Annotated in this window: 24 protein-coding genes; 9 read left to right on the top strand and 15 right to left on the bottom strand. The window is 57.0% G+C overall.

The annotated features are described in order from the left end of the window. Window positions 1-12 precede the first annotated feature (12 nt). From G7G_RS0109465 to G7G_RS0109455, 3 genes are all read right to left on the bottom strand, one after another. A complete protein-coding gene (locus G7G_RS0109465) occupies window positions 13-2,904 on the bottom strand; it encodes a DNA translocase FtsK (protein ID WP_010440824.1) in 2,892 nt (963 codons plus the stop codon). Between the two features lie 14 nt (window positions 2,905-2,918). Continuing rightward, entirely contained in the window at window positions 2,919-4,100 is a 1,182-nt protein-coding gene (locus G7G_RS0109460) for an aminotransferase class I/II-fold pyridoxal phosphate-dependent enzyme (protein WP_010440822.1), read from the bottom strand. 108 nt (window positions 4,101-4,208) lie between these two features. Next, the gene (locus G7G_RS0109455) at window positions 4,209-5,537 is read right to left on the bottom strand and encodes an amidase (RefSeq protein ID WP_010440821.1); all 1,329 of its coding nucleotides are present in this window, start codon (window positions 5,535-5,537) and stop codon (window positions 4,209-4,211) included. An 87-nt stretch (window positions 5,538-5,624) separates the two neighbouring features. Here G7G_RS0109455 and G7G_RS0109450 point away from each other — a divergent pair, with 87 nt between their 5' ends. Next, window positions 5,625-6,851 (top strand): FAD-dependent monooxygenase, encoded by a 1,227-nt coding sequence (locus tag G7G_RS0109450; RefSeq protein WP_010440819.1) that lies wholly within the window; start codon window positions 5,625-5,627, stop codon window positions 6,849-6,851. On the opposite strand, the gene G7G_RS0109445 is transcribed toward G7G_RS0109450, so the two are convergent. From G7G_RS0109445 to G7G_RS0109420, 6 genes are all read right to left on the bottom strand, one after another. Further along, window positions 6,848-7,033 carry a Trm112 family protein gene (locus G7G_RS0109445; RefSeq protein WP_010440817.1) on the bottom strand — a complete coding sequence of 62 codons (186 nt, stop codon included), beginning with the start codon at window positions 7,031-7,033 and terminating at the stop codon, window positions 6,848-6,850. The two genes, G7G_RS0109450 and G7G_RS0109445, sit on opposite strands and share 4 nt — an antisense overlap. Next, the gene (locus G7G_RS0109440; RefSeq protein WP_010440815.1) at window positions 7,030-7,671 is read right to left on the bottom strand and encodes an LON peptidase substrate-binding domain-containing protein; all 642 of its coding nucleotides are present in this window, start codon (window positions 7,669-7,671) and stop codon (window positions 7,030-7,032) included. The genes G7G_RS0109445 and G7G_RS0109440 overlap by 4 nt, the downstream gene beginning before the upstream one ends. 27 nt (window positions 7,672-7,698) lie before the next feature. Beyond that, a complete protein-coding gene (locus G7G_RS0109435) occupies window positions 7,699-8,616 on the bottom strand; it encodes a thioredoxin family protein (protein WP_010440813.1) in 918 nt (305 codons plus the stop codon). An 87-nt stretch (window positions 8,617-8,703) separates the two neighbouring features. Next, entirely contained in the window at window positions 8,704-9,492 is a 789-nt protein-coding gene (locus G7G_RS0109430) for an exodeoxyribonuclease III (RefSeq protein ID WP_010440811.1), read from the bottom strand. Between the two features lie 114 nt (window positions 9,493-9,606). Further along, window positions 9,607-10,098, bottom strand: a complete 492-nt coding sequence (locus tag G7G_RS0109425) for a GNAT family N-acetyltransferase (RefSeq protein WP_010440809.1) — start codon at window positions 10,096-10,098, stop codon at window positions 9,607-9,609. A gap of 164 nt (window positions 10,099-10,262) precedes the next feature. Further along, window positions 10,263-10,949, bottom strand: a complete 687-nt coding sequence (locus G7G_RS0109420; protein ID WP_008756096.1) for a response regulator transcription factor — start codon at window positions 10,947-10,949, stop codon at window positions 10,263-10,265. 161 nt (window positions 10,950-11,110) lie between these two features. Between G7G_RS0109420 and ribA the strand changes: the two genes are divergently transcribed. Beyond that, complete coding sequence (gene ribA, locus G7G_RS0109415; RefSeq protein ID WP_010440806.1) at window positions 11,111-12,205, top strand: GTP cyclohydrolase II; 1,095 nt, start codon at window positions 11,111-11,113, stop codon at window positions 12,203-12,205. Next, a complete protein-coding gene (locus tag G7G_RS0109410; RefSeq protein WP_029621876.1) occupies window positions 12,202-12,702 on the top strand; it encodes a L,D-transpeptidase family protein in 501 nt (166 codons plus the stop codon). The genes ribA and G7G_RS0109410 overlap by 4 nt, the downstream gene beginning before the upstream one ends. Here G7G_RS0109410 and G7G_RS0109405 read toward each other — a convergent pair. Then, window positions 12,686-13,345, bottom strand: coding sequence for a YggS family pyridoxal phosphate-dependent enzyme (locus G7G_RS0109405; protein WP_010440803.1), 660 nt, complete (start codon window positions 13,343-13,345; stop codon window positions 12,686-12,688). The genes G7G_RS0109410 and G7G_RS0109405 overlap by 17 nt on opposite strands. A 102-nt stretch (window positions 13,346-13,447) precedes the next feature. Beyond that, window positions 13,448-14,455 carry a porin gene (locus G7G_RS0109400; protein ID WP_010440800.1) on the bottom strand — a complete coding sequence of 336 codons (1,008 nt, stop codon included), beginning with the start codon at window positions 14,453-14,455 and terminating at the stop codon, window positions 13,448-13,450. Between the two features lie 282 nt (window positions 14,456-14,737). Between G7G_RS0109400 and G7G_RS0109395 the strand changes: the two genes are divergently transcribed. From G7G_RS0109395 to holA, 4 genes are all read left to right on the top strand, one after another. Continuing rightward, window positions 14,738-15,226 carry a DUF3576 domain-containing protein gene (locus G7G_RS0109395; protein ID WP_010440798.1) on the top strand — a complete coding sequence of 163 codons (489 nt, stop codon included), beginning with the start codon at window positions 14,738-14,740 and terminating at the stop codon, window positions 15,224-15,226. A 72-nt stretch (window positions 15,227-15,298) separates the two neighbouring features. Beyond that, a complete protein-coding gene (gene leuS / locus G7G_RS0109390; RefSeq protein ID WP_010440797.1) occupies window positions 15,299-17,851 on the top strand; it encodes a leucine--tRNA ligase in 2,553 nt (850 codons plus the stop codon). Next, window positions 17,838-18,329, top strand: coding sequence for an LPS assembly lipoprotein LptE (gene lptE, locus G7G_RS0109385; RefSeq protein WP_010440794.1), 492 nt, complete (start codon window positions 17,838-17,840; stop codon window positions 18,327-18,329). The genes leuS and lptE overlap by 14 nt, the downstream gene beginning before the upstream one ends. Next, on the top strand, window positions 18,326-19,354 hold the full coding sequence (gene holA / locus G7G_RS0109380; protein WP_010440792.1) for a DNA polymerase III subunit delta: 1,029 nt from the start codon (window positions 18,326-18,328) through the stop codon (window positions 19,352-19,354). Before lptE ends, holA begins: the two co-directional genes overlap by 4 nt. Before the next feature lie 3 nt (window positions 19,355-19,357). On the opposite strand, the gene G7G_RS0109375 is transcribed toward holA, so the two are convergent. Beyond that, window positions 19,358-20,536, bottom strand: coding sequence for a TIGR03862 family flavoprotein (locus G7G_RS0109375; RefSeq protein ID WP_010440790.1), 1,179 nt, complete (start codon window positions 20,534-20,536; stop codon window positions 19,358-19,360). A 44-nt stretch (window positions 20,537-20,580) separates the two neighbouring features. Here G7G_RS0109375 and G7G_RS0109370 point away from each other — a divergent pair, with 44 nt between their 5' ends. Next, entirely contained in the window at window positions 20,581-20,877 is a 297-nt protein-coding gene (locus G7G_RS0109370) for a hypothetical protein (RefSeq protein WP_010440788.1), read from the top strand. Here G7G_RS0109370 and G7G_RS0109365 read toward each other — a convergent pair. The 3 genes from G7G_RS0109365 to G7G_RS0109355 are packed head-to-tail and all read right to left on the bottom strand — an operon-like array spanning window position 20,874 to window position 22,965. Continuing rightward, window positions 20,874-21,608 (bottom strand): VOC family protein, encoded by a 735-nt coding sequence (locus G7G_RS0109365; RefSeq protein ID WP_238528779.1) that lies wholly within the window; start codon window positions 21,606-21,608, stop codon window positions 20,874-20,876. The genes G7G_RS0109370 and G7G_RS0109365 overlap by 4 nt on opposite strands. A gap of 2 nt (window positions 21,609-21,610) precedes the next feature. Continuing rightward, entirely contained in the window at window positions 21,611-22,219 is a 609-nt protein-coding gene (locus G7G_RS0109360) for an enoyl-CoA hydratase/isomerase family protein (RefSeq protein ID WP_010440785.1), read from the bottom strand. Then, entirely contained in the window at window positions 22,216-22,965 is a 750-nt protein-coding gene (locus G7G_RS0109355; RefSeq protein ID WP_010440783.1) for an SDR family oxidoreductase, read from the bottom strand. The genes G7G_RS0109360 and G7G_RS0109355 overlap by 4 nt, the downstream gene beginning before the upstream one ends. 132 nt (window positions 22,966-23,097) lie before the next feature. Here G7G_RS0109355 and G7G_RS0109350 point away from each other — a divergent pair, with 132 nt between their 5' ends. Continuing rightward, window positions 23,098-24,621 (top strand): hypothetical protein, encoded by a 1,524-nt coding sequence (locus tag G7G_RS0109350; RefSeq protein WP_010440781.1) that lies wholly within the window; start codon window positions 23,098-23,100, stop codon window positions 24,619-24,621. The last annotated feature ends 77 nt before the right edge of the window (window positions 24,622-24,698 follow it).

The following is a 24,698-nucleotide window of genomic DNA, read 5'->3' as shown; positions in this document are numbered from 1 at the left end:
TTATTAAATATCCTATTGCTCGGGGACGAGGATTTCGCGTTTACCCACATGATTTGCCCCGGAAACAACGCCTTGATCCTCCATTTGCTCAACAAGCCGTGCCGCTTTGTTATAGCCAATGGCGAGTTTCCGCTGAATGTACGAGGTCGAGCATTTGCGATCCTTGATCACAATCGCCACCGCCTGATCATAAAGGGCGTCTTCACCGTTGGTGTTACCGCCAGTATTCAGACCCAGAACCGCGTCGATATTGTCGGCTTTGTCCTCGGCCGGACCTTCCAAAACGGTGCCGACATATTCCGGCGGGCCGAACTGCTTCAGGTGATTGACGATCTCTTCGACCTCTTCATCTGAGACAAACGGGCCGTGGCAACGGGTAATCTTGGCACCGCCAGCCATATACAGCATGTCGCCCTGCCCCAGCAGCTGTTCGGCGCCCATCTCGCCCAGAATGGTGCGACTGTCGACTTTCGAAGTTACCTGGAATGAAATCCGTGTCGGGAAGTTCGCTTTGATCGTGCCGGTGATCACATCGACCGAGGGGCGCTGCGTGGCCATGATCAGGTGAATACCTGAGGCACGCGCCATCTGCGCCAGACGCTGGATGCAGGCCTCAATTTCTTTACCTGCGACCATCATCAGGTCGGCCATCTCATCGACGATGACGACGATATAAGGCATTGCCTCAGGCGCGAATTCCTCGGTCTCGAACATCGGCTCACCGGTTTCATCGTCGAATCCGGTCTGGACCGTGCGGCTGAACATCTCTCCCTTGGCCAGCGCGTCCTTCACGCGGCCATTGTAGCCCGCGATGTTGCGCACACCCATCTTGGACATCTTGCGATAGCGATCCTCCATCTCGCCCACGACCCATTTTAAGGCCACGACCGCCTTTTTCGGGTCAGTCACAACGGGTGAGAGTAGATGCGGAATACCGTCATAAACGGACAGTTCCAACATCTTCGGGTCAATCATGATCAGGCGGCATTCATCCGGCGTCAGCTTATAAAGCAGCGACAGGATCATCGTGTTGATCGCTACCGACTTACCGGAACCGGTTGTACCAGCAATCAGTAGATGAGGCATCTTTGCGAGGTTCGCTACGACGGACTCACCGCCGATATCCTTACCTAACGCCAGTGGCAGGGCGTGATTGCCATCACCGAAATCACGGCTGGCGAGGATCTCGCGCAGCACCACCATCTCACGATTTTCATTCGGCAGTTCGATCCCAATGACCGAGCGCCCCGGCAGAGTCGACACCCGCGCCGACAAGGCCGACATCGAGCGCGCGATATCGTCCGCCAAACCAATCACGCGGCTGGCCTTCAGGCCCGGAGCCGGTTCAAGTTCGTACATGGTGACCACAGGGCCAGGGCGGACGCTGACGATCTCACCCTTGACGCCATAATCATCCAGTACGTTTTCCAGCATCCGCGCATTTTCCTCCAGCGCCTCATCACTCAGGTGATGACGCTGAATGCTGGCCGGGTTTGACAACAAGCCCAGCGGTGGCAGTTCGAAATCGGAATGCCGCTCCTCAAATGAAAGTGTCGGCTGCGCCTCGGCCTGTGCCCGGCGCGAAGGCGGCGGAGTGCGGCGAACCGGCTGAGCCACTACGGGCTTACGCGGTTCTGCCACCGGTATCTTAACCGCCTGCCGTGGTTGCGGCGCTTGTTCAGGGGCATCCTCAAACACTGCCTCGTCTTCATAGTCCGGTTCGGCCACAAAATCAGCCTGAGCCAAATAAGACGCCTCAGAACCAGCAGTCATCGGTGGTTCGGGGGGCAAACCGGCAGATGTCATCGGAGGCTCAGGTGGCAATTCATCTGCCACGCCAGAGTTCAATATCAGCGGATCCGGACCCCTACCCCGCCCTTTGGTCAATGGCAGACTCGGATCAGGTTCAGGCGTCAGCTCCCCTGCCGCGACCTTACGATTGCGTACCGCAGCCGAAATCTTGGACCGAATACGATCCTCGCCGGGCATATCGTAATAGCCTTCGACAGCGACGTTTTCGATCAACTCGGGTTCGGGCATCGGTTCGGGGCGGCGGATCAGCGATGGCATCCGCGCCAGAAGACCTGTCTTAGCTGCGGGCTCCTGAACTTCAGGCTCAGGGTCTTCAAAAACAGGATCTGCATAGGCCAGATCATCATCAAAATCCGCCTGCACCGCTACTGCGCGTTCTGCTTTACGCTCGGCCCACTGCGCTTTTCGATCGCGCGCGGCCTGCGCGGTCGCGGTCGCCCCTCGGCCCAGCGCATTCATCAGCAAGTCATAAGCCATGACCAGCCCCAACAAGAAGGCCCGGAAACCATTGCGCACATCGACTTTGGTAAAACCCAACACGAAAACGCCCAGCGCTAGCATCCCAACCGCCATCGCGAGCGACATCAGCTTGACAAGAAAATGTGAAGAGATCGGCAACAGCGTCAACAAAGCGCCCATCACCGTGTCACCAAACAGACCGCCCAGCCCATAGCTATGCGTAGCCCGCCACTCGACACCCGGCACCAGCGTCGCTGCGTATACGGCCAGAACTGCAATCCAGATCGGAGCGAAAATCAAACGGGCAATGGCGCGATCTTCGCCAAAATGACCAGCAAAGCGCACGCCCCAGGTGACCAATACCAGCGCGACACCCAGGCTGCCCCACCCCACGATCATGAACAACGGTGCGGCGATCGAGGCCCCGATGCGCCCCATCCAATTCTGCACAGGTGCGTCGGTTGAGACCATCCAGTTCGGATCGTCAGGCGTATAGGACCATACCATCGCGGCCGCTGCGAGCCCCAACAAGATCAGAGCGATCCCGATCAGTTCCTTACTGCGCCGTTCGATGGCGGCCTGCGTGGTGCTGTCCAGCAGCGGGTCACGGTTGCGCGCGTTCAATGATGCCATTTTGCCCTCGTACCTCACGAATAGATGCAGTCGCGGAGCGTGATCAGCCCGCGCTTCATCTCTGTTTTTGGAGCCACCATAGCGACCCTGATAAATTGCTCGCCCGGGTTTTGCCCCGGATCACCTTGGGAAAGATATGCGCCCGGCAGAACCCGAACGCCGGTTTCCTGCCAAAGCTTCAATGCGGTTTCTTCGCCGTTTTCGACCGGCAGCCACAGGAAGAACCCGGCCTCAGGCGGCATGTAACCCTGCACACCTGCAAAGACCTCATCCGCGATTGCGTATTTCTCCTGATAGAGAGCGCGGTTCTCCTGCACGTGCACCTCATCGGCCCAGACTTTGGCGGCGGCGGCCTGCAACGGTGCAGGCAAGGGTGCACCCGCATAGCTGCGCAACAGCTTGACCTGTTTTATTGTTTCAGGCCCACCCGCGATCAGCCCGGACCGCAATCCGGCCAGATTTGATCGCTTGGACAGTGAGTTGAACAGAGTAACCCGCTCGGGATCAGCACCCAGCTCCTGTGCAACGGTCAGCGCACCGACCGGAGCGGTGTCGCGGTAGATCTCGGAGTAACACTCATCGGCAAAGATGCGAAAATCGTATTTCTCGGCCAATTGGATCAGTTCAGCCCAATAGTCTCGCGATGCGACCGCCCCCTGAGGGTTCGCGGGTGAACAGATATAGGCGACGGCCGTGCGATTCATCACCTCTTCGGGCAAACTGGTGTAGTCCGGCAAATGGTCAGTTGCGGCGGTTGCGGACACAAAATAGGGCTGCGCTCCGACCGAGATCGAGGCGACCATGTAGACCTGATAAAACGGGTTAGGGCACAGAATGATCGGCTGCTGGCCATTCTTCTGTTCAGGGCACAGTGCCATCGCAGCATTGTACAACCCCTCGCGGGTGCCGTTCAGAGCCATCACATTGGTATCTGCTCCCATTGACACGCCATAGCGGCGGTTGACCCAGTCAGCGATTGCAGCGCGCAATTCGGGCGAGCCCTCGTTTGGCGGATAGCCTTGAAATCCGGCGGCGTTTTCCATGATCACGTCGGTTACCCAGGGCGGGAAATCGTGCTTGGGCTCGCCAATGGTCATGTGAACGATATCACCACCCGGTTGATGATGATCCAACAGGGCGCGCAGACGCGGGAATGCATATTCCGGTAGGTTCGAAAACCGCTCGGGGTAATTCATCATACTGCCTCAATATCGGGGTCATTTTGCGCCCCGTTTCTTGGCAGATTACAGATCGACCCGGGTCTCGTCCAGACAAAGAGGTTCCGAATCAGGGGATTGTGGCATTCAGGTCAAAGCACCTTCGGCGGCTGATCCGAGCCGTAACAGGGCCTCTTCCGACCCCGGATAGCCCAGCATCATCAGCCCGCAACCGGGTGTTCCCGTGGGCAAAGTCAACGCCGCAAGCCCCATCAGATTTCCAATCCTTGTGTTTCGGAGGGCCAAGAGATTTTCGGTGACATAGTAGTCATGATCATTCATCAGCCGGTCGAGATTGGGCGGTAGGATCGGCGCCGTCGGCGCAAGCACCGCGTCAAACCCGGCGGTCGCCGCGTCCCAGGCCTGACGGCAGGCAGTCAGCTTTGACCAGGCAGCCACGTAATCTGGGCCGGTATAGGCTTTGCCCATGCGGAACCGTTCCAGGATTTCGGGATACATCGCTTCAGGGTTCGCTTCGATCACGTCGCGCCACAGACCATAGGCTTCGGTCGTATAAAGCACACCTGACAGTCCCATCGCATCGTTCAACTCGGGCACTTCAAGCGGAACAATCTCGGCCCCGGCCTCTTTCAGACGCACTAGCGCCTCATCATAGGCCTTGGCAGGTGCCTCGCGCAGATCATCTTTGGCCACGTTCTGCAAATCAGCAAAGCGGCGACCTTTCAAAGAGGCCCCGCGCAGATCAGCCGGGGCTGTGCCCTCCAGTGCAGCCAGCATATGAGCGGCATCCTCAACAGACCTTGTCAAAGGCCCAACCGTATCGAATTTCAGGCAGAGCGGTACGACGCCTTCGAGGCTAACGCGCCCCGCCGTGGTTTTGAGCCCCACAAGATCGTTCCATGCAGAAGGAATGCGCACCGATCCACCCGTGTCTGATCCGATGCCACCAGCCGCAAGACCCCATGCCACCGAGGCCCCTGCCCCTGAGGATGAACCTCCGGGCACGGCCTCTTCGTCATTCACACACGGAGGTGTGGCCGTCACAGGGTTGAGGCCCAAACCCGAAAACGCCAATTCGCTCATATGCGTTTTGCCCAGACAGACCGTGCCCATTGCTGTCGCGTTCCGTACCACCTGCGCGTCAGATTCGGGAACGCGGCCTTTTAGCAGGGCCGAACCTGCCTCGGTTCCGACGCCTGCCGTGTCAAACAGGTCTTTCCAGCTGATCGGAACCCCATCCAGCAATGATCGACGCAGGCCAAGTTTGACCCGCTCTTGAGCTGCTTGTGCCTCGGCGCGGGCGCGGTCGTGGGTAACACAGGCGTAAATGCGATCGCGATGTGGATGGGCGTCAATCGCGCTCAGATATGTTTCGGTAAGTTCAACCGGATCGATCTGCCCCATTCCGATACCACGGCCCAAATCACATGCCGTCATGGTCAGCCAGTCTTGCATCCGGTCCCCTCCAGTTAATTCCGTGTCCGGACGGTAGCGACAGGACCGCACATGGACAATCCCGAATGGGCACGCATATTGCAGCACATGGAACACAGATCCGACATCCTGATTGTTGGCGGTGGCCTGAATGGCCCCGCTCTTGCGCTGGCGCTGGCTCAGACCGGGCATTCGGTCACCGTAGTTGATGCTCTGGCAGAGAAGGTGCGCAAGAACGCGGCCTTTGATGGGCGTGCTTACGCACTGGCGCTGGCCTCGCAACGTCTTCTGGACGCAATCGGCGTTTGGGAGAAGGTCGAAGAACATGCCCAGCCCATGCTCGAAATCAAGGTCACCGATGGCCATGCCGGTGCAGGACCCTCGCCATTTTTCATGCATTTCGATCATGCTGAGATCGAAGAAGGTCCAATGGGCTATATGGTCGAAGACCGTCACCTTCGGCGTGCCTTTCTGGAAGCCATGGCCGAACATGCCGGGATCACCGAAATCAGCGGCAAAACTGTTGTATCTCAGGACATCACAGCACTCGGAGCGACGCTGACGCTGGATGACGGTTCGACTCTGTCTGGCAATCTTTTGGTCGGTTGCGATGGTCGTCGCAGCGGGACTGCAGCGCGCGCTGGGATAAAGCGCACGGGATGGGACTATGGACAGACCGCTTTGGTTTGTGCCATAGAACACGAACTGCCCCATCACGGAATTGCCCATCAATTCTTCATGCCCCCCGGCCCGCTGGCGATTCTGCCTCTGACCGGCAACCGTAGTTCCATCGTGTGGAGCGAACGCAGTGAGACGGCAAAACAGATCAATGCCCTGCCCGAGGCAGACTATCTGCAGATCCTGCGCCCGCGCTTTGGCGATTTCCTTGGGGACATCCACCTGCAAGGCGACCGGTTCACATATCCGCTGAACCTGACAATTGCCAACTCCTTCATAGCAGATCGACTGGCCTTGGTCGGAGACGCCGCCCACGGCATGCACCCCATTGCTGGGCAAGGCCTGAACGCGGGACTGCGCGATGTGGGGGCCTTGGCCGAGGTCCTGACTCTTGCTGGACGACGTGGCGAAGATATCGGATCAACGCTGGTACTGGAGCGCTATCAGGAGTGGCGTCGGTTCGACACCGCCTCGCTCGCAATGGCGACGGATGTGTTCAACAAGCTGTTTTCAAACGACAACCCTCTGCTCCGCATGGGCCGGGATATCGGTATGGGCATTGTCGGATCTCTGCCCGGGCTGCGCCGGGGCTTTGTGCGCGAGGCAGCAGGTCTGACCGGTGATTTGCCGAAACTGCTGCAAGGGCGTCCGATTTAGTCCAGTTCGCGCGCCTCATCCACAAGCATCACTGGGATACCGTTGCGGATCGGGAAGGCTAGCCCGGCGGCTTTGGAAACGAGTTCCTGCCGCTCGGCATCATAGTGCAGCGTCGTGTGCGTCTGCGGACAAATCAACGCCTCAAGCATATGGCGATCAAATGCGTGTTCGGGTGTGCTCATTGCAGATGTTCCTCATTCGATCCGCCACGCATGGCGAACTCAATCAATGTCACCAAGGTCTCGCGCCGGGTACGCAGGCAGGGGGCTTCAAGCAGGGCCTGCTTCTCCTCAGGGTCAAATTCGAGCATCATCGACAGCGAATTGACCAAAAGCTCGTCGTCTGCGTCTTTCATCGTGTCCCAATCGGTCGACAACTGGCGCGATGAGAAAAACCGTTCCAGTAGTTTTAGGAACCTGTTTCGATCAAAACCATCATCCACTTCGGCCTTGCCCAGATCACGATCGAACCCATCCCAAGACACTGAGGCGCGCCGATACGGGGTGAAACTGTCCAATTCTGATTTGACCCTAAATCGCGATATACCAGTCAGAGTGATCAGATAGCGACCATCTTCAGTCTCGGAAAACTGCGTGATGCGGCCAGCGCAACCGATTTGATGCAGCTTGGTCTCGTCCCCCTGACAGGTGTTCGGCTGCACCATCCCGATCAGCCGCTCGGACGTTTTCAGAGCGTCATCCAGCATCTGGAGATAGCGCGGCTCAAAAATGTGCAGCGGTAGGCGCGAGCGCGGCAACAGCAGCGCTCCGGGCAGAGGAAACACAGACACCGTTTCCGGCAGATCAGCGGGGTGCATCATGTAGACGAGTGTAGCCCTGATCGGAATTTAGGCAAATATCATCGAGCTGAGCTTGCGCCGTCCGTTCAACACGATCGGATCATTGGGCTTGAGCGCATCGAAGATCGTGAAGAGCTGAGCCTTGGCCGCGCCCTCATTCCATTCGCGATCGCGGCGGAACAGTTCGAGCAATTGAGCGACCGCCTCTTCAACATCACCGTTGGCATGCAAGGCCTGCGCAAAATCAAATCGGGCTTGATGGTTGTCAGGTTCAGCCTCAACCGCCGCAGTCAATTCACCAACCGGCCCAGCATCCGCCGCCTGTTTAGCCAGTTCGAGCTGCGCATGGGCTGCTTCAACCTCGGGCGAAGTTGAAATCTCGGCCGGGGCACCGTTGAGGATGGCTTCAGCCTGATCAAGATCACCCAGCGCGATATGCGCCCGTACTAGCCCGCCATAAGCTGCAGCGTGGTTGGCATCCTCGCCCAGAATAGCCGCAAAGGTTTGCGCCGCGTCAACGGCCGCCCCTTCAGTCAACATTTCTTCTGCGGCCTGAACCGCATCGTCCAGCTGATTACCGGGGCTCTCACCACCTGCGGCTTCGATCACGCGATCAATAAATGCCTTGATCTCAGACCCCGGCAAGGCGCCTTGAAATCCGTCAATTGGTTGCCCCTTATGAAAGGCATAGACGGTCGGAATCGACTGCACACGCAACTGGCCCGCGATCATCTGAGCCTCATCCACGTTGATCTTGACCATCTTGACCGCGCCCTTGGCTGCGGTCACCGCCTCTTCCAGTGCCGGGCCTAGCGTTTTGCAAGGACCGCACCATGGAGCCCAGAAATCGACGATGATCGGCATCTCTTGCGAGGCTTCGACCACATCGGCCATGAAAGTGGCCTCGGTCCCATCCTTGATCAGATCAGTGGTATCAGGGCCGGCTGCGCCGTTCAAAAGATCCATGGTATTTACTCTCAGGTTCGTATTTGCGCTCTATATGCAGCCCCGCAGTTCAGAAACCAAGGGCTGAGTCGAGCGTTTTTACATCAATCAGACGTCGAATGTCGCAAAAACCGGCGCATGATCGCTTGGTTTCTCCCATCCACGCGCATCGCGCAAAACTCGGCTGGAATGGCCAGCGTTCGAGATATCAGGCGTGGCCCAGACATGATCCAGCCTGCGCCCCTTATCTGCCGCGTCCCAATCCCGCGCCCGGTAGGACCACCAGCTATAAAGCTGCCCTTCGGGGATATCCTGCCGGGTAATATCGACCCAGCCACCCGCATCCTGCGTCTCGGCCAGCGCTTCAACTTCGATCGGCGTATGCGAAACCACCTTGAGCAGTTGTTTGTGCGACCAGACATCATCTTCGCGCGGGGCAATATTTAAATCGCCAACCAGTATGGACTTTTCCGGCTTCTCGGCATGGAACCAGTCCCGCATATCGGTCAGGTAGTCCAGTTTCTGACCAAACTTCTCATTCATCTTGCGATCCGGGACGTCACCCCCGGCAGGAACATAGAAATTGTGGATAGTCACACCATTTTCCAACCGGCCCGCAATATGCCGCGCATGGCCCAGACCCGCGAAATCCTTGTCGCCTACTTCCTCGAGCGGCAGCCGGGACAGGATGGCGACACCGTTGTAGCCTTTCTGCCCCCGCGCGATCATATGCGTGTAGCCTAGCTCGGCGAAGCCCTCGGTCGGAATCTTGTCGACCGGCGACTTGCATTCCTGCAAACACAGCACATCCGGCGCTTCTTCCTGCAGCAATTTCAGCACGATAGGCTCTCGCAGGCGGACCGAGTTGATGTTCCATGTGGCAAGGGTAAAGGGCATATCGGAAAGTTCCTTTGTCTCGATCTGCGCAGGTTAGCGCGCGACTGTGAGCGGCGCCATGGGAAAAGACCGACAAATCAGATCCTATTGCCCGAAACGGCATGTGTCGGGCTTTCAGCCCGTTTTAATACGATACTTTCTGAACTTCGCACCCTCATACTCGATTTCACCGATATAGTGGGCACCCAACCGTGCCAAAGCCCCCGATTTCCGACGCGATAGAGGCAGTAAAAACGTCACGAACGGGATGCGCGTGTCCGCAATAGCAAATTCAATTGCCTGTCGCGTGATCCGCGAGCCTAATCCAAAACATTCAGGCCTCAGAACCAAACCATAGTCCCACTCGTCGCCTTCTTTTTGGAACCCACCCCAACCTATATATGTATCGCCCTGCAATATTGCCCAATGCCCAAGCCCGTCACGCACCCAGTACTCTTCCTTGACCTGAACAAATTGGTCGACGGCTGCGTTGTCCCATCCGCTTGTTAACAGAGGCAAATGTTCAGCCAAGCGAGGATCAGACATGTGCGAAAGAATATCTTGCGGATCAACCTCGGGTAGGCGTGTAAAGGTCAGTTTCATCTCAATCTCTGATCGTGACAGCATAGTAGAATTCAGGCGATCAATTGGCTGAGCGTTAAAAAAAGCCGGGCCATGAGGCCCGGCAGTCCAACAGGGAGGTGCATGTCATAACCCGGACATGCGCGGGTTGGGAGTAATCTAAAGATACCTACAGGGTATCACTTTGATCCAAGTCAATCCACCATTAGTCAAGCAACAAGGCGATATCCGCCCGATTCTGTGACCAAAAGGCGCGCATTTGACGGGTCGGGTTCGATCTTCTGACGAAGACGGTAGATGTGTGTTTCCAATGTGTGCGTCGTAACACCGGCGTTATAACCCCACACTTCGTGCAGCAGGACATCGCGCGCGACAACGCCATCGGTCGACCGATAGAGAAACTTGAGAATGTTCGTCTCTTTCTCAGTCAGTCGGATCTTGCGATCATCTTCGGTCATCAGCATCTTCATCGCTGGCTTGAAGGTATAGGGACCAAGAACAAATACTGCATCCTCGGATTGTTCGTGTTGACGCAGTTGGGCCCGAATGCGTGCCAAAAGAACCGGGAATTTGAAAGGCTTGCTGACATAGTCATTTGCACCTGCATCCAGGCCAAGGATCGTATCGGCATCACTGTCGTGCCCGGTCAGCATCAGTACAGGGCTTTTGACACCTTGCTTGCGCATCAGGCGGCACAGCTCGCGGCCATCGGTATCGGGCAGGCCGACATCTAGAATAACCAGATCGTAAATCGCTTCGCGTGCACGCTCCATTGCGGACTGACCATCTGATGCTTCGAACACATCAAAATCTTCAGTCATCACGAGTTGCTCACTGAGCGCTTCGCGCAGATCTTCGTCATCATCCACCAGCAGGATTTTCTTGAGCTGAGCCATGTCCGGTCCTCCTAAGCCTTTTCCATCACTTGCGTACGGAGAATGCAATCAGCAAGATATACTGCAGTCGCCTCACGGCCTCGTGTCTGTCGCATAGGAATTGTTTCACATTTCCCATTGATCGGGGTAGGAGAAAGACAAATCGTTATAGGGTAACATACATGAGTCTCGTCCCCAACATAACTGAACTGCTGGCGCGGGCGCGGGCGGACCTGCGAATGGGTGTTCCTGTCGTTCTAACGGATGAACTCGGTTTCGGTGCTCTCGCTTTCGCCACGGAAACGCTGAGCCCGCAGAGACTGGCAGACTTGCGTACCCTTGGTGGAGAACCGGTTGTGGCCATTACAATGCGGCGCGCCGAAACACTAAAAGCGCGCGCGTATGACGGCGATCTGGCCCGGGTCATGATTCCAGCGGATGCCGAGCTAAGCTGGGTCCAGGCAGTCGCAGACCCCTCGGACGATCTGAACGCGCCCATGAAAGGGCCGCTGATGACCCAGCGGCAGGGCAGCGCAAATTTGCACCGGATCGCGATTGCGTTGGCCAAATCGGCCCAACTGCTACCCGCGACTGTGGTCGTCCCCATCAATGAAAGCCATGAGTTTGCAGCAACGCACGGGCTGACCCGTATCGATCATGCACGCGCGGCACCACATCTGACCGATCGAAGCGCGTTGCATCCTGTCGTCGCCGCGCGTCTCCCGATGGAAGTGTCAGAGGCTGGTCGCCTGCACGTATTCCGCCCTGAAGACGGCGGAGAGGAACACTACGCCATTGAGATCGGACGTCCGGACCGAGACGAACCCGTCCTCGCTCGGCTGCATTCAGCCTGTTTTACCGGTGATCTTATGGGCAGCCTGAAATGCGACTGCGGTCCGCAATTGCGCGGAGCTCTAACTCAGATGGGCGCCGAAGGTGCGGGGGTACTGCTCTATCTGAATCAGGAAGGCCGCGGCATTGGGCTCGCCAACAAGATGCGCGCCTATTTTTTACAAGATCAGGGCTTTGATACGGTTGAAGCCAATCATCGATTGGGTTTCGAAGATGACGAGCGGGATTTTAGACTGGGGTCTGACATCCTGAAGTCTCTGGGGTTCAGTTCGGTGCGTCTGCTAACCAACAACCCCGCTAAGATCGCGATGATGGAGCGAACCGGAATCGCCGTCACTGAACGCGTTCCGCTGAAGGTGGGCGAAACCGATTTCAACCGCTCATATCTTGCAACCAAAGCGGCGAAATCGGGTCATTTACTGTGACACCACGCGATCTGGTTCTAACACCTCGGGGCATACGGTTTCTGGGGCGCATGTTCCCCTGTGCGATAGGCAGGGGATCTTTGAGTCGAACCAAACGGGAAGGTGATGGGGCTACACCTGTGGGCGCACATCATATTGTCGGGATGCTCTACCGCGCTGACCGAATGTCGCGGCCCGCTTCTTGGGCGCGCCCTATCGGAACAAACGATTTATGGTCAGACGACGTAGAAGACACCGCCTATAATCATCTGGTTCATGCGCCTCACGGCTACAGCCACGAAAAACTGCGTCGTCCCGATCCGTTGTACGATCTGATACTTATAACCGACTGGAATTACCCAGACTCGATACCCGGTCAAGGTTCGGCCATATTCCTGCATCAGTGGCGACGACCGCGCTATCCCACAGAAGGCTGCATCGCCTTCCGGCGCGACCATCTACGATGGATCGCGCGGCAGATTGCACCGGGTAATCGGCTGATCATTCCTCAGGCTTAACGCGCGCACCAAAGATGGCTGATCCGACGCGAACGTGAGTCGCGCCCAAGGCAATTGCGGATTCGAAATCGCTGCTCATCCCCATCGATAACCCGTCCAACCCGTTCCTTTCGGCTATTTTTGCCAAAAGCGCGAAGTGCAGCGCGGGTTCTTCTTCGACCGGTGGTATGCACATCAATCCACGAAGGGGCAAGTCAAGGCCCCGGCATTCAGCGATAAAGGTATCCGCATCAAGTGGAAGTACGCCTGCCTTCTGATCCTCTTCTCCCGTATTGACCTGAATGAACAGATCCGGGCACTTGCCCATTTCTTGCGCCAATCTCGCCAGTGTTTTCGCAAGCTTTGGCCGATCTACCGAATGGATCGCATCGCAAAGCTCAATCGCCTGCCGCGCCTTGTTGGTCTGCAGCGGTCCGATCAAATGCAAATCGACATCTGGATAACTTTCCCGGAACGCGGGCCATTTGCCCGCTGCCTCCTGAACCCGGTTCTCTCCAAAACACCGATGGCCCTGTTGCAAAACGGCTTCGACCCGATCGTTGGGTTGAACCTTGGAAACCGCGATCAACTTTACAGACCCAGTGGCGCGCCCGGATGCGGATTCCGCTTTTGCGATACGGTCGGTGATATCTTGCAGCGACATGGGGCCTCTCATTTTGCGTTTGCTGCAGCAAAACATCATGTAGACAAAAAAGAAAAGGGCAGGTCCGAAGACCTGCCCTTAAACCTTGCGGTTCAAATCAACTTAGAAGTTGAAGTTGACACCGAAGTCTGCGCGAACGCGGCTGTCGCCGTCACCAGCTTTGGTGTTGCCCAGACCACCTTTCAGCGACACACCGCCACCCAGGTCATGGATGAAGCCGATGCCGTACTGCTGGGTGTCGTCGTCTGCGCTACCGTCACCGTAAGCAGCGGTCAGAGTGGTTGCCGCGCCCAGGTTATAGGCCAGCGAGAAACCATACGCGGTGCCGTTCAGGTTATCTGCTGCAACGTCATCGTCAGCTACAAACAGGGTACCGTTGAAGTCGCCGAAGTCAGCGCCCAAGGTCAGTACGGTCAGAGTGTCTTTCTCACCACCGAACGGACGGTCGGTCTGACCATAGGCCAGAGCGGCTGTGACGTTGCCGAAGGTGTAAGTTGCACTGATATCCCAGCGGTCGCCGCTGTCGGTGTCTGCACCGGCAGTTGCAGTTTCAGCAAAAGTGGCTTGGTCATACGACGCGCCAAAGGCGAAATCGCCAACTGCGTACTGGAAGAACACAGCGTTCGAACCTGCGCCGGTCGACGAGAATGCCAGGAAGCTGTAGTCAACAGCAGCATACTGACCGATGAAGAATTCCAGACCAGGCTCGTTACCGTAGTAGTTTGCCAGGTTGTCGAAGGCACCCGATACGTTGCCCGCGTCAACACGCAGACCGCCGTAGATTGCCGAGAAGCGCGCGCCGCTCAGCTGAGCTGTGCCTGCTTCGCCGTTGCCGGCGTTTTCGTCAGCTTGCAGACGAACACGAGCCGAGAACTCAACACCACCGTCGGTTTCTGCGGTGCCGTCGATGTTCAGACGGAAACGCGAGATCAGGATTGTGTTGTCGGTGTCAACGCCAGAAGCGGTGCCGCCATCAATCGAATCAACGGTGCCGGTACGGTCTTCCAGGTAACCAATACCAAAGCGGCCATAACCGCTGAATTTAACGTCGGCCGCTGCAACACTTGCGGTTGCGATCAGAGCGGTCGATGCGAAGAGAACTTTTTTCATCTTGTTTCCCTCGGTTTCAAAGATATTTCTACTCGACACATGCAAAGCACGTGTCTCAGCACGGACATCGTTTCGCTTTTTTTACCCCGGTTGCGCAAGCTTGGCATAAACGCCTTGCCGTCATTCAGATCGAATTGGTGCAAGGATGCCACAGTCGATTTTCCGCCAGGTCCTGCGGGCAACTCACGCCCATATGTAAAGAATAGGCTTGTTGCAGCACCACTCCTTGTCTAGGAGTGACATTCAAACAGTACAAAACAAGTAAAACAGGACCTTCCAACGATGCGCCTGATAACGATTCTGGGTTTGATCATGGTGACGGCGACTGTCTCTGCCTGTAGTCGCGGGCGACTGCCGCCAGGAGACGCCAGCGTTTTGACCGTTGATGGCAGCTCGTCAGAAGAGCGCGAGCTGAATGATCCGAATCGTACAACGATATGGGACATCTTCGGCCCGGACACATCCGAGCAGGTAACGCAGGTAAACCGCTATCTTTGGGCCGCGTCACTGGATGTGCTGAATTTCCTGCCCATTGAAGAGGTTGATCCGTTTACAGGTGTGATCGTTACCGGTTACGGAAGGCCGCCCGGCGGCGGGCGGTCGTATCGCGCAACGGTACATATTAGTGATCCAGCGCTCGAGGCGCGCTCACTTTCTGTTGCGCTTCAAACCAGTGGCGGTTCCCCGGTCAGTGCGGCAACCTCTCGCGCGGTTGAGGATGCAATCCTATCCCGGGCCCGTCAGCTACGGATTGCTGACAACAAGTTCTAGCAACCCGCAAGAAATCACAATAATACAACGCCGGGTTCATACCCGGCGTTTTCATTCACGAAGGACCGCACCATGTCGCGCTACTCGGCCAACGAAATCGAAGCAAAATGGCAAGAGGCCTGGGACAAGGCCGGAATCTTCACCGCCAACCACAAGGCGGACAAGCCGAAATACTACGTGCTTGAAATGTTCCCCTATCCCTCAGGCCGCATTCATATGGGGCATGTGCGCAACTATACGATGGGCGACGTGATCGCGCGGCATAAACTGGCGACCGGACATAACGTGCTACATCCGATGGGCTGGGATGCCTTCGGAATGCCAGCCGAAAATGCCGCGATGGCAATCGGCGGCCACCCTAAAGACTGGACCTACGGCAACATCGCCGACATGCGCGGTCAGATGAAACCGCTGGGCCTGTCGATCGATTGGTCCCGTGAATTTGCCACCTGTGATCCGGAATACTACGGCCAACAGCAAGCGCTGTTTCTAGATATGCTTGAGGCCGGTCTTGTCTACCGCAAGAACGCCGTAGTGAACTGGGACCCGGTCGACATGACCGTTTTGGCCAATGAACAAGTAGAAAACGGCCGTGGCTGGCGTTCGGGTGCATTGGTGGAGCGTCGGGAGCTGACTCAGTGGTTTTTCAAGATCTCGGATTATTCCGAGGAGTTACTCGACGCGCTGGACACGCTGGATAACTGGCCCGCCAAGGTGCGCCTGATGCAAGAAAACTGGATCGGCAAGTCGCGCGGCCTTCAGTTTGGGTTCGAACGAACCGATGGCAAAGAGCCTATCACCGTCTATACGACTCGTCCCGACACGCTGCTGGGGGCATCTTTTGTTGGCATCTCGCCTGACCACCCGATCGCCAAGCAGCTCGAGGCCGAAAACCCCGAAGTTGCTGAATTTGTTGCCGAATGCCGCAAGGGTGGCACCACCGAAGAAGCCATCGAAACGGCCGAAAAGCTGGGTTACGATACCGGCATCCGCGTCAAGCACCCTTTGGACCCGAACTGGGAGCTGCCGGTTTGGATCGCCAACTTCATCCTCATGGACTATGGCACCGGCGCGATCTTCGCCTGCCCCGCCCATGACCAGCGCGATCTGGATTTCTGCCGCAAATACGACCTGCCGGTGATCGACACGTTCTTCGCACTGGACAGTGACACACCGGTCGACAAAATCGCCTTTGTACCGCCTAAGACCGAAAAGGTCCGCTGGGTGAACCATTTTGCCGGTCTGACCGAGGCGACCGGTGATGAGGCGATCAACGCGACGGTCGATTTCGCCGAAAAGGCAGGATGGGGTGAAGGCGTCACTAAGTACCGCCTGCGCGACTGGGGTCTGAGCCGTCAGCGGTATTGGGGTTGTCCGATTCCCGTTGTCCATTGCGACAAATGCGGCACCGTGCCAGAGAAGAAAGAGAATCTGCCGATTCAGCTGCCCTATGACGGTGGCAACGGCGAACCAATCGACTTTTCGATCCCGGGCAACCCGCTGGACCGTCACCCCAACTGGCGTGACACCCCTTGCCCGTCCTGCGGCGCACCGGCCAAGCGCGAAACCGACACGATGGACACGTTCGTCGATTCGTCGTGGTATTTCGCCCGTTTCACTGCGCCGCGCGCGGAATCGCCTACCGATCTTGCCGAAGCCGAGTATTGGATGAACGTCGACCAGTATATCGGTGGGATCGAACACGCGATTCTGCACCTGCTCTATTCCCGTTTCTTCGCGCGGGCGATGAACATCACTGGCCACCTGCCGAAAAAAGCCATCGAGCCCTTCAATGCGCTGTTCACGCAAGGCATGGTCACGCACGAGATCTACCAGACGCGCGATGCCAAGGGCCGACCGGTCTACCACCTGCCCGAGGATGTGACCGACGGCAAATTGGCCGACGGCACCGAGGTAGAGATCATCCCCTCGGCCAAGATGTCGAAATCCAAGAAAAACGTGGTTGATCCGGTAAGCATCATCTCGGCCTTCGGTGCCGATACCGCGCGCTGGTTCGTGCTGTCCGATTCGCCACCCGAACGCGACGTGGAATGGACCGCGTCCGGCGCTGAAGCCGCGTTCAAGCACCTGAGCCGGGTGCACCGGATCGCATCGGAAATCGTCGGGTCGGACGTGGCCGCCAATGCCGAGGACGAAGCGCTACTGCGCGAGATGCACAAAGCCATTCACGATGTGTCAGGCGGCATCGAATCCTTCGGCTTCAACGCCTCCATCGCCAAGCTTTATGCTTTCACCAACACGCTGGCGAAATCAAAGGCGGGCACCGCAGCCAAGCGCGAGGCCGCAAAAACGCTGGCACAGCTTATGTCGCCCATGACCCCTCATCTGTCAGAAGAGCTTTGGCAGATGCTGGACGGCGAAGGTTTGGTCGCAACAGCACCGTGGCCTGTGGCCGATGAGGCGATGCTGGTTGATGACACCATCACCCTGCCCATTCAGATCAACGGCAAGCGCCGTGCAGAAATCAGCGTTCCGAAAGACATGGACAAGGCAGAGGTTGAAAAAATCGCGCTCAGCACCGAAGCTGTGCAAAAGGCGCTGGATGGCGCTGCTCCGAGAAAAGTAATCGTTGTTCCGGGCCGAATCGTAAATGTCGTCGTTTGATCGCAGAACCTTGCTGTTGATGCCGCTAGCGCTTGCCGCTTGCGGGTTCGAGCCGGTCTATGCACCCGGTGGATCAGGCTCGGCTCTGGATGGCAAGGTTGAGGTATCAGCACCGAATACGGTCGAAAGTTTTCTGCTGGTACAGAATCTTGAGCGTAAATTGGGCCGAAGCGCGACCTCCGGCAATGAATACAAACTAGATGTCGTGGTTTCGACGGTCACCCGCCGAGCCTCAATCACGACGGCAAATGAAACCAATCGCTACACGATTGATGGCAATGCCAGATACGAGTTGAAGTCCAACGCGACCGGGCAGGTCCTTGCCTCTGGACAGGTCACAGATTTCGTCGGTTATTCTGCCGCTGGCTCGACCGTCTCAACATTGGCTGATGAACGCGACGCGACCGAGCGATTGATGGTGATACTGGCCGATCAGATCGTGAATCGTCTATATGCCACACCGGGCCTGTCCGCATGAAGCTGAGCCCGCGCGAGGCTGACGGATATTTTGCCAAGCCGGATGAGGGCAAAGCGGGTTTGCTGATCTACGGCGCGGACGCCATGCGGGTTGCCCTGAAACGCCAACAGGTACTGGCCGCCCTGCTTGGACCCGGCGCGGAAGAAGAAATGCGCCTGACCCGAATCCCCGGAAGCGAGCTGCGCAGCGACCCGGCCTTGTTGCTGGACGCAGTAAAGGCGGTCGGGTTTTTTCCCGGACCCCGCGCGGTATTTGTCGAAGACACGACAGATGTGGCAGCGCCCGCGATTCTTGCCGCTTTGGAAGACTGGGATCATGGCGACGCACAAATTGTTGTAACCGCTGGTCAGCTCAAACCCAGCTCAAAAATCCGCAAAGCGTTTGAGGCGAACCCGGCAGCGTACGCCGTTGGTATCTATGATGATCCACCCTCTCGGGCCGAGGTGGAACGAATTCTAGCGCAAGCCGGATTACAGAATATTCCGCGTGATTCGATGTCGGCCCTCAGCGAGCTCGCCATGGCGCTGAGCCCCGGCGATTTCACGCAAACCGTTGAGAAACTGTCGCTTTACAAGCGTGGCGACACAAGCGAACTGATCATAGAAGATATCGAGGCATGCGCGCCACGGTCGACTGAGGCCGCACTGGATGATGTGTTGAACGTTGTCGCCGAAGGCCGTGCACAAGAGATCGGGCCATTGATCCGGCGGTTGCAGGCGCAGGGCACCAATGCGGTAACCTTGTGTATCGGTGCCACGCGACATTTCCGAACTCTCTATGCCTGTGCGTCAGATCCAGGCGGAGCGGCACAGGGAATCGGCAAATTGCGCCCTCCGGTCTATGGCAAACGGCGCGATCGGATCTTACGGCAAGCCCAGGGTTGGGGGGCACAGAAATTGCAGACCGCATTAACGGTTCTGACCGATACTGACCTGTCCTTGCGCTCGGCTGGCCAAACCGCACCAGCAATGGCGCTGGTGGAGAGGGCCATGATCCGCTTGGCGATGCTGGCCAGATCCGGCTGAAGCCTAGCGGTTCAACCATTCAACTGCCGACTGCCCAGCCCATCGACCCGTCGCCAGACAGCCGGTCAGAAGATAACCGCCAGTTGGTGCTTCCCAATCCAGCATCTCGCCTGCACAGAAGACGCCAGGCAAGGCGGTCAGCATTAGGCCTTCATTCACCGAATGACGCTCAATACCACCTGCAGTCGAGATCGCTTCATCCATCGGGCGCAGGCCAGAATGGTGTAAAGGCAGGTTCTTCAGGGTCTCGACCCAATGCGATGGTGCCAAATCGCTACCTTTGGTCATTTCATGAAACAAAGCGACCTTCTGCGAAGACAGGCGCAAACCATTTTTCAACCAATGCGACAGGGTCGCCTTGGGTTTCTTCGCACTCAATCGCTCATGCAGCGCATCTTTCGAAATATCCGGAACCAGATCCACAAATAGTGGCGTGCCATTCCGAAGTGCCGGCGTCAGAGAATACAGGCCCCCACCTTCCAAGCCCTTTGCGGAAATCGTCGCCTCACCTCGACTTTGAAATTGACCTGCCCACCATCTCACCGACTTTAGGGCTGCACCAAAATGAGGCTGCATGTACGGGCTCCAATCGACTGAAAGAGCCGCATTAGCGGGTGCGAACGGGGCCACGCTGACACCTTGTTCTACAAGCCAAGGTGCCCATGCCCCATCCGATCCAAGCCGCGCCCAACTGGCACCGCCGAGCGCTAATATTGTCGCGTCTGGGGTGCAATACTGTGCCCCAATGGGCGTTTCAAACACCAACGCACCATTTTGCCAACCTTTCCAGCGCCATCGGGTTTTGATCTCGACACCAGCCCGATCAAGTCGGGACAACCACGCCCGCAATAAGGGCGATGCCTTCATCGCTTTGGGAAATACACGGCCAGTTGAACCTGTGAAAAGCTTTTGCCCCAGACCACCGGCCCAAGACATGACCGCCTGCGCGTCAAACGCTTGGATCATCGGATGCAGCCAGTTCGCAGCTTCCCCATATGCGGAAATAAGAGTCTCAAAGGGTTCGTCTTTGGTCAGGTTCAGCCCAGACTTTCCTGCCATCAAAAATTTGCGCGCCACCGAAGGTTTCGCTTCGGCCACAAGAACCTCATGCCCTGCAGCAGCAAGTTGCTCGGCAGCAATCAATCCCGCTGGTCCTGCTCCTATGACAACGGTTTGCGCCATTGTGTCCCTCTTGCCCAATGCACGCTTCGGCGCAAAGTTAGGTCATGGCAAATTCTGATCCGATCTGCCCGCTCTGTAACCGCCCGATCCCTGAAGGGGGTGGTAGCCTGCACCATCTGATCCCAAAGCTCAAAGGAGGCAAGGGCGGGCCAATCGTTTTATTGCATCAGATCTGTCACAAAGAAGTACATGCAACACTCACCGAGGCCGAATTGGCGCGCGACTACAACACGGTCGATTCGCTGCGCACGCACCCAAGGCTGGAAAAGTTTCTGGATTGGGTGCGTAAACGCCCACCGGGTTTTCGTTCAAAGGTGCCCGGTAAACGGCGTGGACGTTAACCACCCGGAAGCCATGGATCACCAAACGCATCCTCTTGTGGATCTGCCAATCCTTCGACCTCAATCCCAAGATAATCCGGCACCGGCGCAAACCGAGCACTTGGGATATGTTGGAACTCCAACGTCGTGTAGGGGCGCTTCCACAGCCATTCGCGATTCTCGACTGCCCAGAGATCGGGGTTAGGAGGCGCGTCGGCTGTAAACGCATAGAAATGCAGATCAAAGCCGTAAGGTTCGACATCTTGCATAGATAGCAAAGTCATTCTCTGGGATCGGCAAAACGCATCTTCAGCGGCGATGTCACCAGTCCGCAAGGTGATCTGACCAATGTGGGCCTCGGCAAATGGGGTGTCCGGGCTGGCGGCTTCGTCGGGTCGGTTACCCTCGAAATCATGCTGCAGCAGTTCGATAACAAACCCCTCGGGATCACTCAGATGGCACATGTAGCCAATGTCCAAAAACTGTCCCGGCGCGCTGACCGCGATACCCTTCTGGTGCAGGATGTCCGCTGCAAGATCAACATTCGGCAGCGTGATCCCAATCTTCCAATAGCGTTGACCACGGTCGTGGCGGTAGCCGCCGCCACCCGGCATCAGTAAAAGATCGGCATCCAAGCCGGGGTATCCCACGCGGCGATTGGCACCTTCGGCCTGAACCGACATACCAAGCGCATCACGATAGAACGCGGCCAACCCATCCGGATCTGTCACTCGCAAGCGCAGTGCAGCCATTCTCATGGGCACAATCCGGCGATACCAGCTGCAATTGCTGGGTCAGCAGACAGACTGTCTGCTACCAACTCCCGCGCGGTGGGCATCAGTAGATCGGCCTCGACAACCCGATCAACCAACCCAAAGTTGTACGCTTCTTCGGCCGAGATCTTTTGCCCGGCCATCAAGATCATTTTAGTTCTGGATGGGCCAATCAAAGCGGCCATCCGTTTCGGATCAGAGGGTTGCGGCAAAAAACCCAGCTTCATGACTGGATAGAAAAACTTGGCTGACGGAACTGTGATACGCAGATCACAGGCCAGAACCATACCGTTGGCCCCACCCGCCAGCGTGCCATTGAGCGCCGCCACCGTCAGGCAGGGCAACGCAGCAATCGCACCCGAAAGTCGTTCCCACAGATCTGAGGTTGCAAGTCCCGCCCGCGCTTCCTCGAGATCTGCACCTGCGCTGAAAACCCGGCCTACGCCGGTCAAGATCAACGCGCGGGCCTCAGTTGCGGTCTCTGCGATGTGGACCAATTCACCCAGCATCGCTGAAGTCAGTGCATTGGCCTTTTCCGGGTTGTTCAACGTGACCGTCCACAACCCGTCTTCTTGGGTCAGATCAATCACGTCAGACCAACTCGTTTGCGAATTTCTTCATTGCGCAGCGATATCTCGGTCCCCAAAAACTCATCCGCATCCGCCGAACACATCCACATCAACGCCCGAGCCGGCCAATCTGCGGGGATATGATCGTCCCAATCCAGCTGGCTGACCGGGTTGATACCGCTGGCCTTGATCACCCGCTGCATATCGGTGGCCACGGTCCCCGGCGACAAGCCCATGGCGCGGATGCCATGATGCGCCTCTTCCAAATGCACGCATTCCGTTAACATCTTGGCACCAGCTTTGGAGGCGCAATAGTGGCTCCAGGCTTCCACCGGATTAGACGCCGCGCCGGACGAGACGGTCAAAACCGTGCCCCCGCCTGACGCCCGCATGATGGGCAAAGCCGCGCGCATTCCATAGAAGATACCTTTTAGATTGATATCGATCGCATGGCTCCAAGCCTGTGTATCCGCGTTCGACAGATGAAAAATCGGATCGATCACACCCGCGTTCCCGATCAGCACGTCCAGCGCACCAAACCGATCAATGCAGTCGGCAACTGTCTGTTCTACCTGCGCAAAATCGCTGACATCGCAAGCCAATGCGATCACATTTTCACCCAGCGCCGCAGCCAGCGCTTCGATCTGATCACGGCTGCGCGCGACCAGAGCCACATGGGCCCCGGCTGCGGCAAAAACGCGCCCGGCTTCTGCGCCGATACCTCGGCTGGCCCCAGTGATCAGTACAGTTTTCCCTTGCATATGCATCGCTTAAATCCCTGCATTTGAAATTGTCTTAACTCGTACCCCGCAAATGGGGAATTGGTCCACCCCTTCCCCCTTGACGCTGATCGCTACAGGCACGACGATGCCGTCAAATTGATCAAGAAGGGTTCTCTTATGACTGTTTTCCTTCGCCGCAGCTGCGGTGCAGCTTTGGCATATGCCGTTGCCACAAACGGCGCATTTGCAGATGTAACAGCCGATGATGTCTGGTCCGACTGGCAGGCCTATCTGGGCGGGATGGGCTATGACGTAACGGGTGAGCAGAGCGTATCGGGCAGCGTCACAACCATCTCGAACATGACGATGGCAATGGCGATTCCGGATACCGAAGGCACATTTGATATGGTCATCCCCGAGATGACGCTGACCGAGAATGGCGACGGCACTGTCAATATCGGGTTCCCTGCCAGCTTTCCAATGACAATTTCGGGTGAGGCTGAGGGGGAGACATTCTCGGCCGATCTGGTCTATTCTCATGACGCTCTGGAAATGGTCGTGTCGGGTACTCCCGAAAATATGACTTACGACTATACGGCGAACAGCCTGTCTCTGACGCTGGACTCGATGGAATTCGACGGTGAGACTGCGCCAGATGACATGTTGGCCCTGAATGTCCAGATGAACGATATTGCTGGCGCTTCCCGGATGGAAATCAACGAGAAGCGCAATATAGAGCAGCAACTTACCGCTGGCAGTCTGTCCTATGACGTCGCCTTTAACGAGCCTGATAGCGAAGATACGGGCCGGATCAGCGGCAAGCTTGATGACCTGAAATTTAACGGTGATACAATCATCCCACCCGGCATGGATGTCGCAAGTATTGAAGACATCTATAAGGCAGGGTTTGCCGCGTCAGGGACCTTTACCTATGCCTCGGGTAGCACCGAAATGGCGGGTACATCCGAGGGCGAACCGTTTTCGCTGAGCAGCAGTTCCGAGGGTGGCAGATTTACCGGCAGCATCGATGCCCAGAGACTTGTTTACGATCTTGCGCAGAACGGCACGAAGCTGGCGGTCACAACGGCCGACCTGCCGTTCCCGATCGAAATGGCAATGGCCAATGCCGGGCTGAAATTTGAGTTCCCCGTTCAGGCGTCGGAAGAGATCCAGCCCTTCGGGTTTGGTATAAACCTGACCGATTTCACCATGTCCGACATTTTGTGGAGCATGTTTGACCCTGCAGGCGCGCTGCCCCGTGATCCGGCAACCATTGCGTTGGATACGACCGGCACCGCCAAGGTTCTGGTTGATTTCATGGACCCAGAAGCAGTGGAAGAGCTTGAGACATCTGATGTGGTTCCGGGCGAGTTGCATTCAATGAAGATCAACGAACTGCTTGTGTCGCTGGTCGGGGCAGAGTTGACCGGGAACGGAGACTTCACGTTCGACAATTCCAACACCGAAGAGTTTGATGGTCTACCCGCCCCGTCGGGCGTCGCCAATCTGAAACTTGTTGGGGCAAATGCTCTGCTCGACAAGCTGATCGGCATGGGCTTTGTCTCGGAAAACGATGCGCTGGGTGCCCGTATGATGATGGGTCTGATGGCTGTTCCAGGCGAAGAACCCGACACGTTGAATTCGAAAATTGAGTTCACCGAGGACGGACAGATTCTGGCCAACGGTCAGCGTATCAAGTGATCAACATATGGGAAAGGCCGCAATCGTGGCCTTTCCCGCCTGAGGCACATTACGCTATTGTGCTGCAGGCCTTGCGG

Source organism: Ruegeria conchae (assembly GCF_000192475.1).
Lineage (GTDB): Bacteria > Pseudomonadota > Alphaproteobacteria > Rhodobacterales > Rhodobacteraceae > Ruegeria > Ruegeria conchae.
The sequence above is the reverse complement of the archived record's forward strand: the minus strand, read 5'-3'. Positions and strand labels throughout refer to the sequence as shown.

Bases quoted from the DNA above. Each gene is read 5' to 3' on its own strand.
- G7G_RS0109465 (WP_010440824.1), bottom strand. From the start codon at position 2,904: ATGGCATCATTGAACGCGCGCAACCGTGACCCGCTGCTGGACAGCACC.
- G7G_RS0109460 (WP_010440822.1), bottom strand. From the start codon at position 4,100: ATGAATTACCCCGAGCGGTTTTCGAACCTACCGGAATATGCATTCCCG.
- G7G_RS0109455 (WP_010440821.1), bottom strand. From the start codon at position 5,537: ATGCAAGACTGGCTGACCATGACGGCATGTGATTTGGGCCGTGGTATC.
- G7G_RS0109450 (WP_010440819.1), top strand. From the start codon at position 5,625: ATGGAACACAGATCCGACATCCTGATTGTTGGCGGTGGCCTGAATGGC.
- G7G_RS0109445 (WP_010440817.1), bottom strand. From the start codon at position 7,033: ATGAGCACACCCGAACACGCATTTGATCGCCATATGCTTGAGGCGTTG.
- G7G_RS0109440 (WP_010440815.1), bottom strand. From the start codon at position 7,671: ATGATGCACCCCGCTGATCTGCCGGAAACGGTGTCTGTGTTTCCTCTG.
- G7G_RS0109435 (WP_010440813.1), bottom strand. From the start codon at position 8,616: ATGGATCTTTTGAACGGCGCAGCCGGCCCTGATACCACTGATCTGATC.
- G7G_RS0109430 (WP_010440811.1), bottom strand. From the start codon at position 9,492: ATGCCCTTTACCCTTGCCACATGGAACATCAACTCGGTCCGCCTGCGA.
- G7G_RS0109425 (WP_010440809.1), bottom strand. From the start codon at position 10,098: ATGCTGTCACGATCAGAGATTGAGATGAAACTGACCTTTACACGCCTA.
- G7G_RS0109420 (WP_008756096.1), bottom strand. From the start codon at position 10,949: ATGGCTCAGCTCAAGAAAATCCTGCTGGTGGATGATGACGAAGATCTG.
- ribA (WP_010440806.1), top strand. From the start codon at position 11,111: ATGAGTCTCGTCCCCAACATAACTGAACTGCTGGCGCGGGCGCGGGCG.
- G7G_RS0109405 (WP_010440803.1), bottom strand. From the start codon at position 13,345: ATGTCGCTGCAAGATATCACCGACCGTATCGCAAAAGCGGAATCCGCA.
- G7G_RS0109400 (WP_010440800.1), bottom strand. From the start codon at position 14,455: ATGAAAAAAGTTCTCTTCGCATCGACCGCTCTGATCGCAACCGCAAGT.
- G7G_RS0109395 (WP_010440798.1), top strand. From the start codon at position 14,738: ATGCGCCTGATAACGATTCTGGGTTTGATCATGGTGACGGCGACTGTC.
- leuS (WP_010440797.1), top strand. From the start codon at position 15,299: ATGTCGCGCTACTCGGCCAACGAAATCGAAGCAAAATGGCAAGAGGCC.
- lptE (WP_010440794.1), top strand. From the start codon at position 17,838: ATGTCGTCGTTTGATCGCAGAACCTTGCTGTTGATGCCGCTAGCGCTT.
- holA (WP_010440792.1), top strand. From the start codon at position 18,326: ATGAAGCTGAGCCCGCGCGAGGCTGACGGATATTTTGCCAAGCCGGAT.
- G7G_RS0109375 (WP_010440790.1), bottom strand. From the start codon at position 20,536: ATGGCGCAAACCGTTGTCATAGGAGCAGGACCAGCGGGATTGATTGCT.
- G7G_RS0109370 (WP_010440788.1), top strand. From the start codon at position 20,581: ATGGCAAATTCTGATCCGATCTGCCCGCTCTGTAACCGCCCGATCCCT.
- G7G_RS0109365 (WP_238528779.1), bottom strand. From the start codon at position 21,608: ATGGCTGCACTGCGCTTGCGAGTGACAGATCCGGATGGGTTGGCCGCG.
- G7G_RS0109355 (WP_010440783.1), bottom strand. From the start codon at position 22,965: ATGCATATGCAAGGGAAAACTGTACTGATCACTGGGGCCAGCCGAGGT.
- G7G_RS0109350 (WP_010440781.1), top strand. From the start codon at position 23,098: ATGACTGTTTTCCTTCGCCGCAGCTGCGGTGCAGCTTTGGCATATGCC.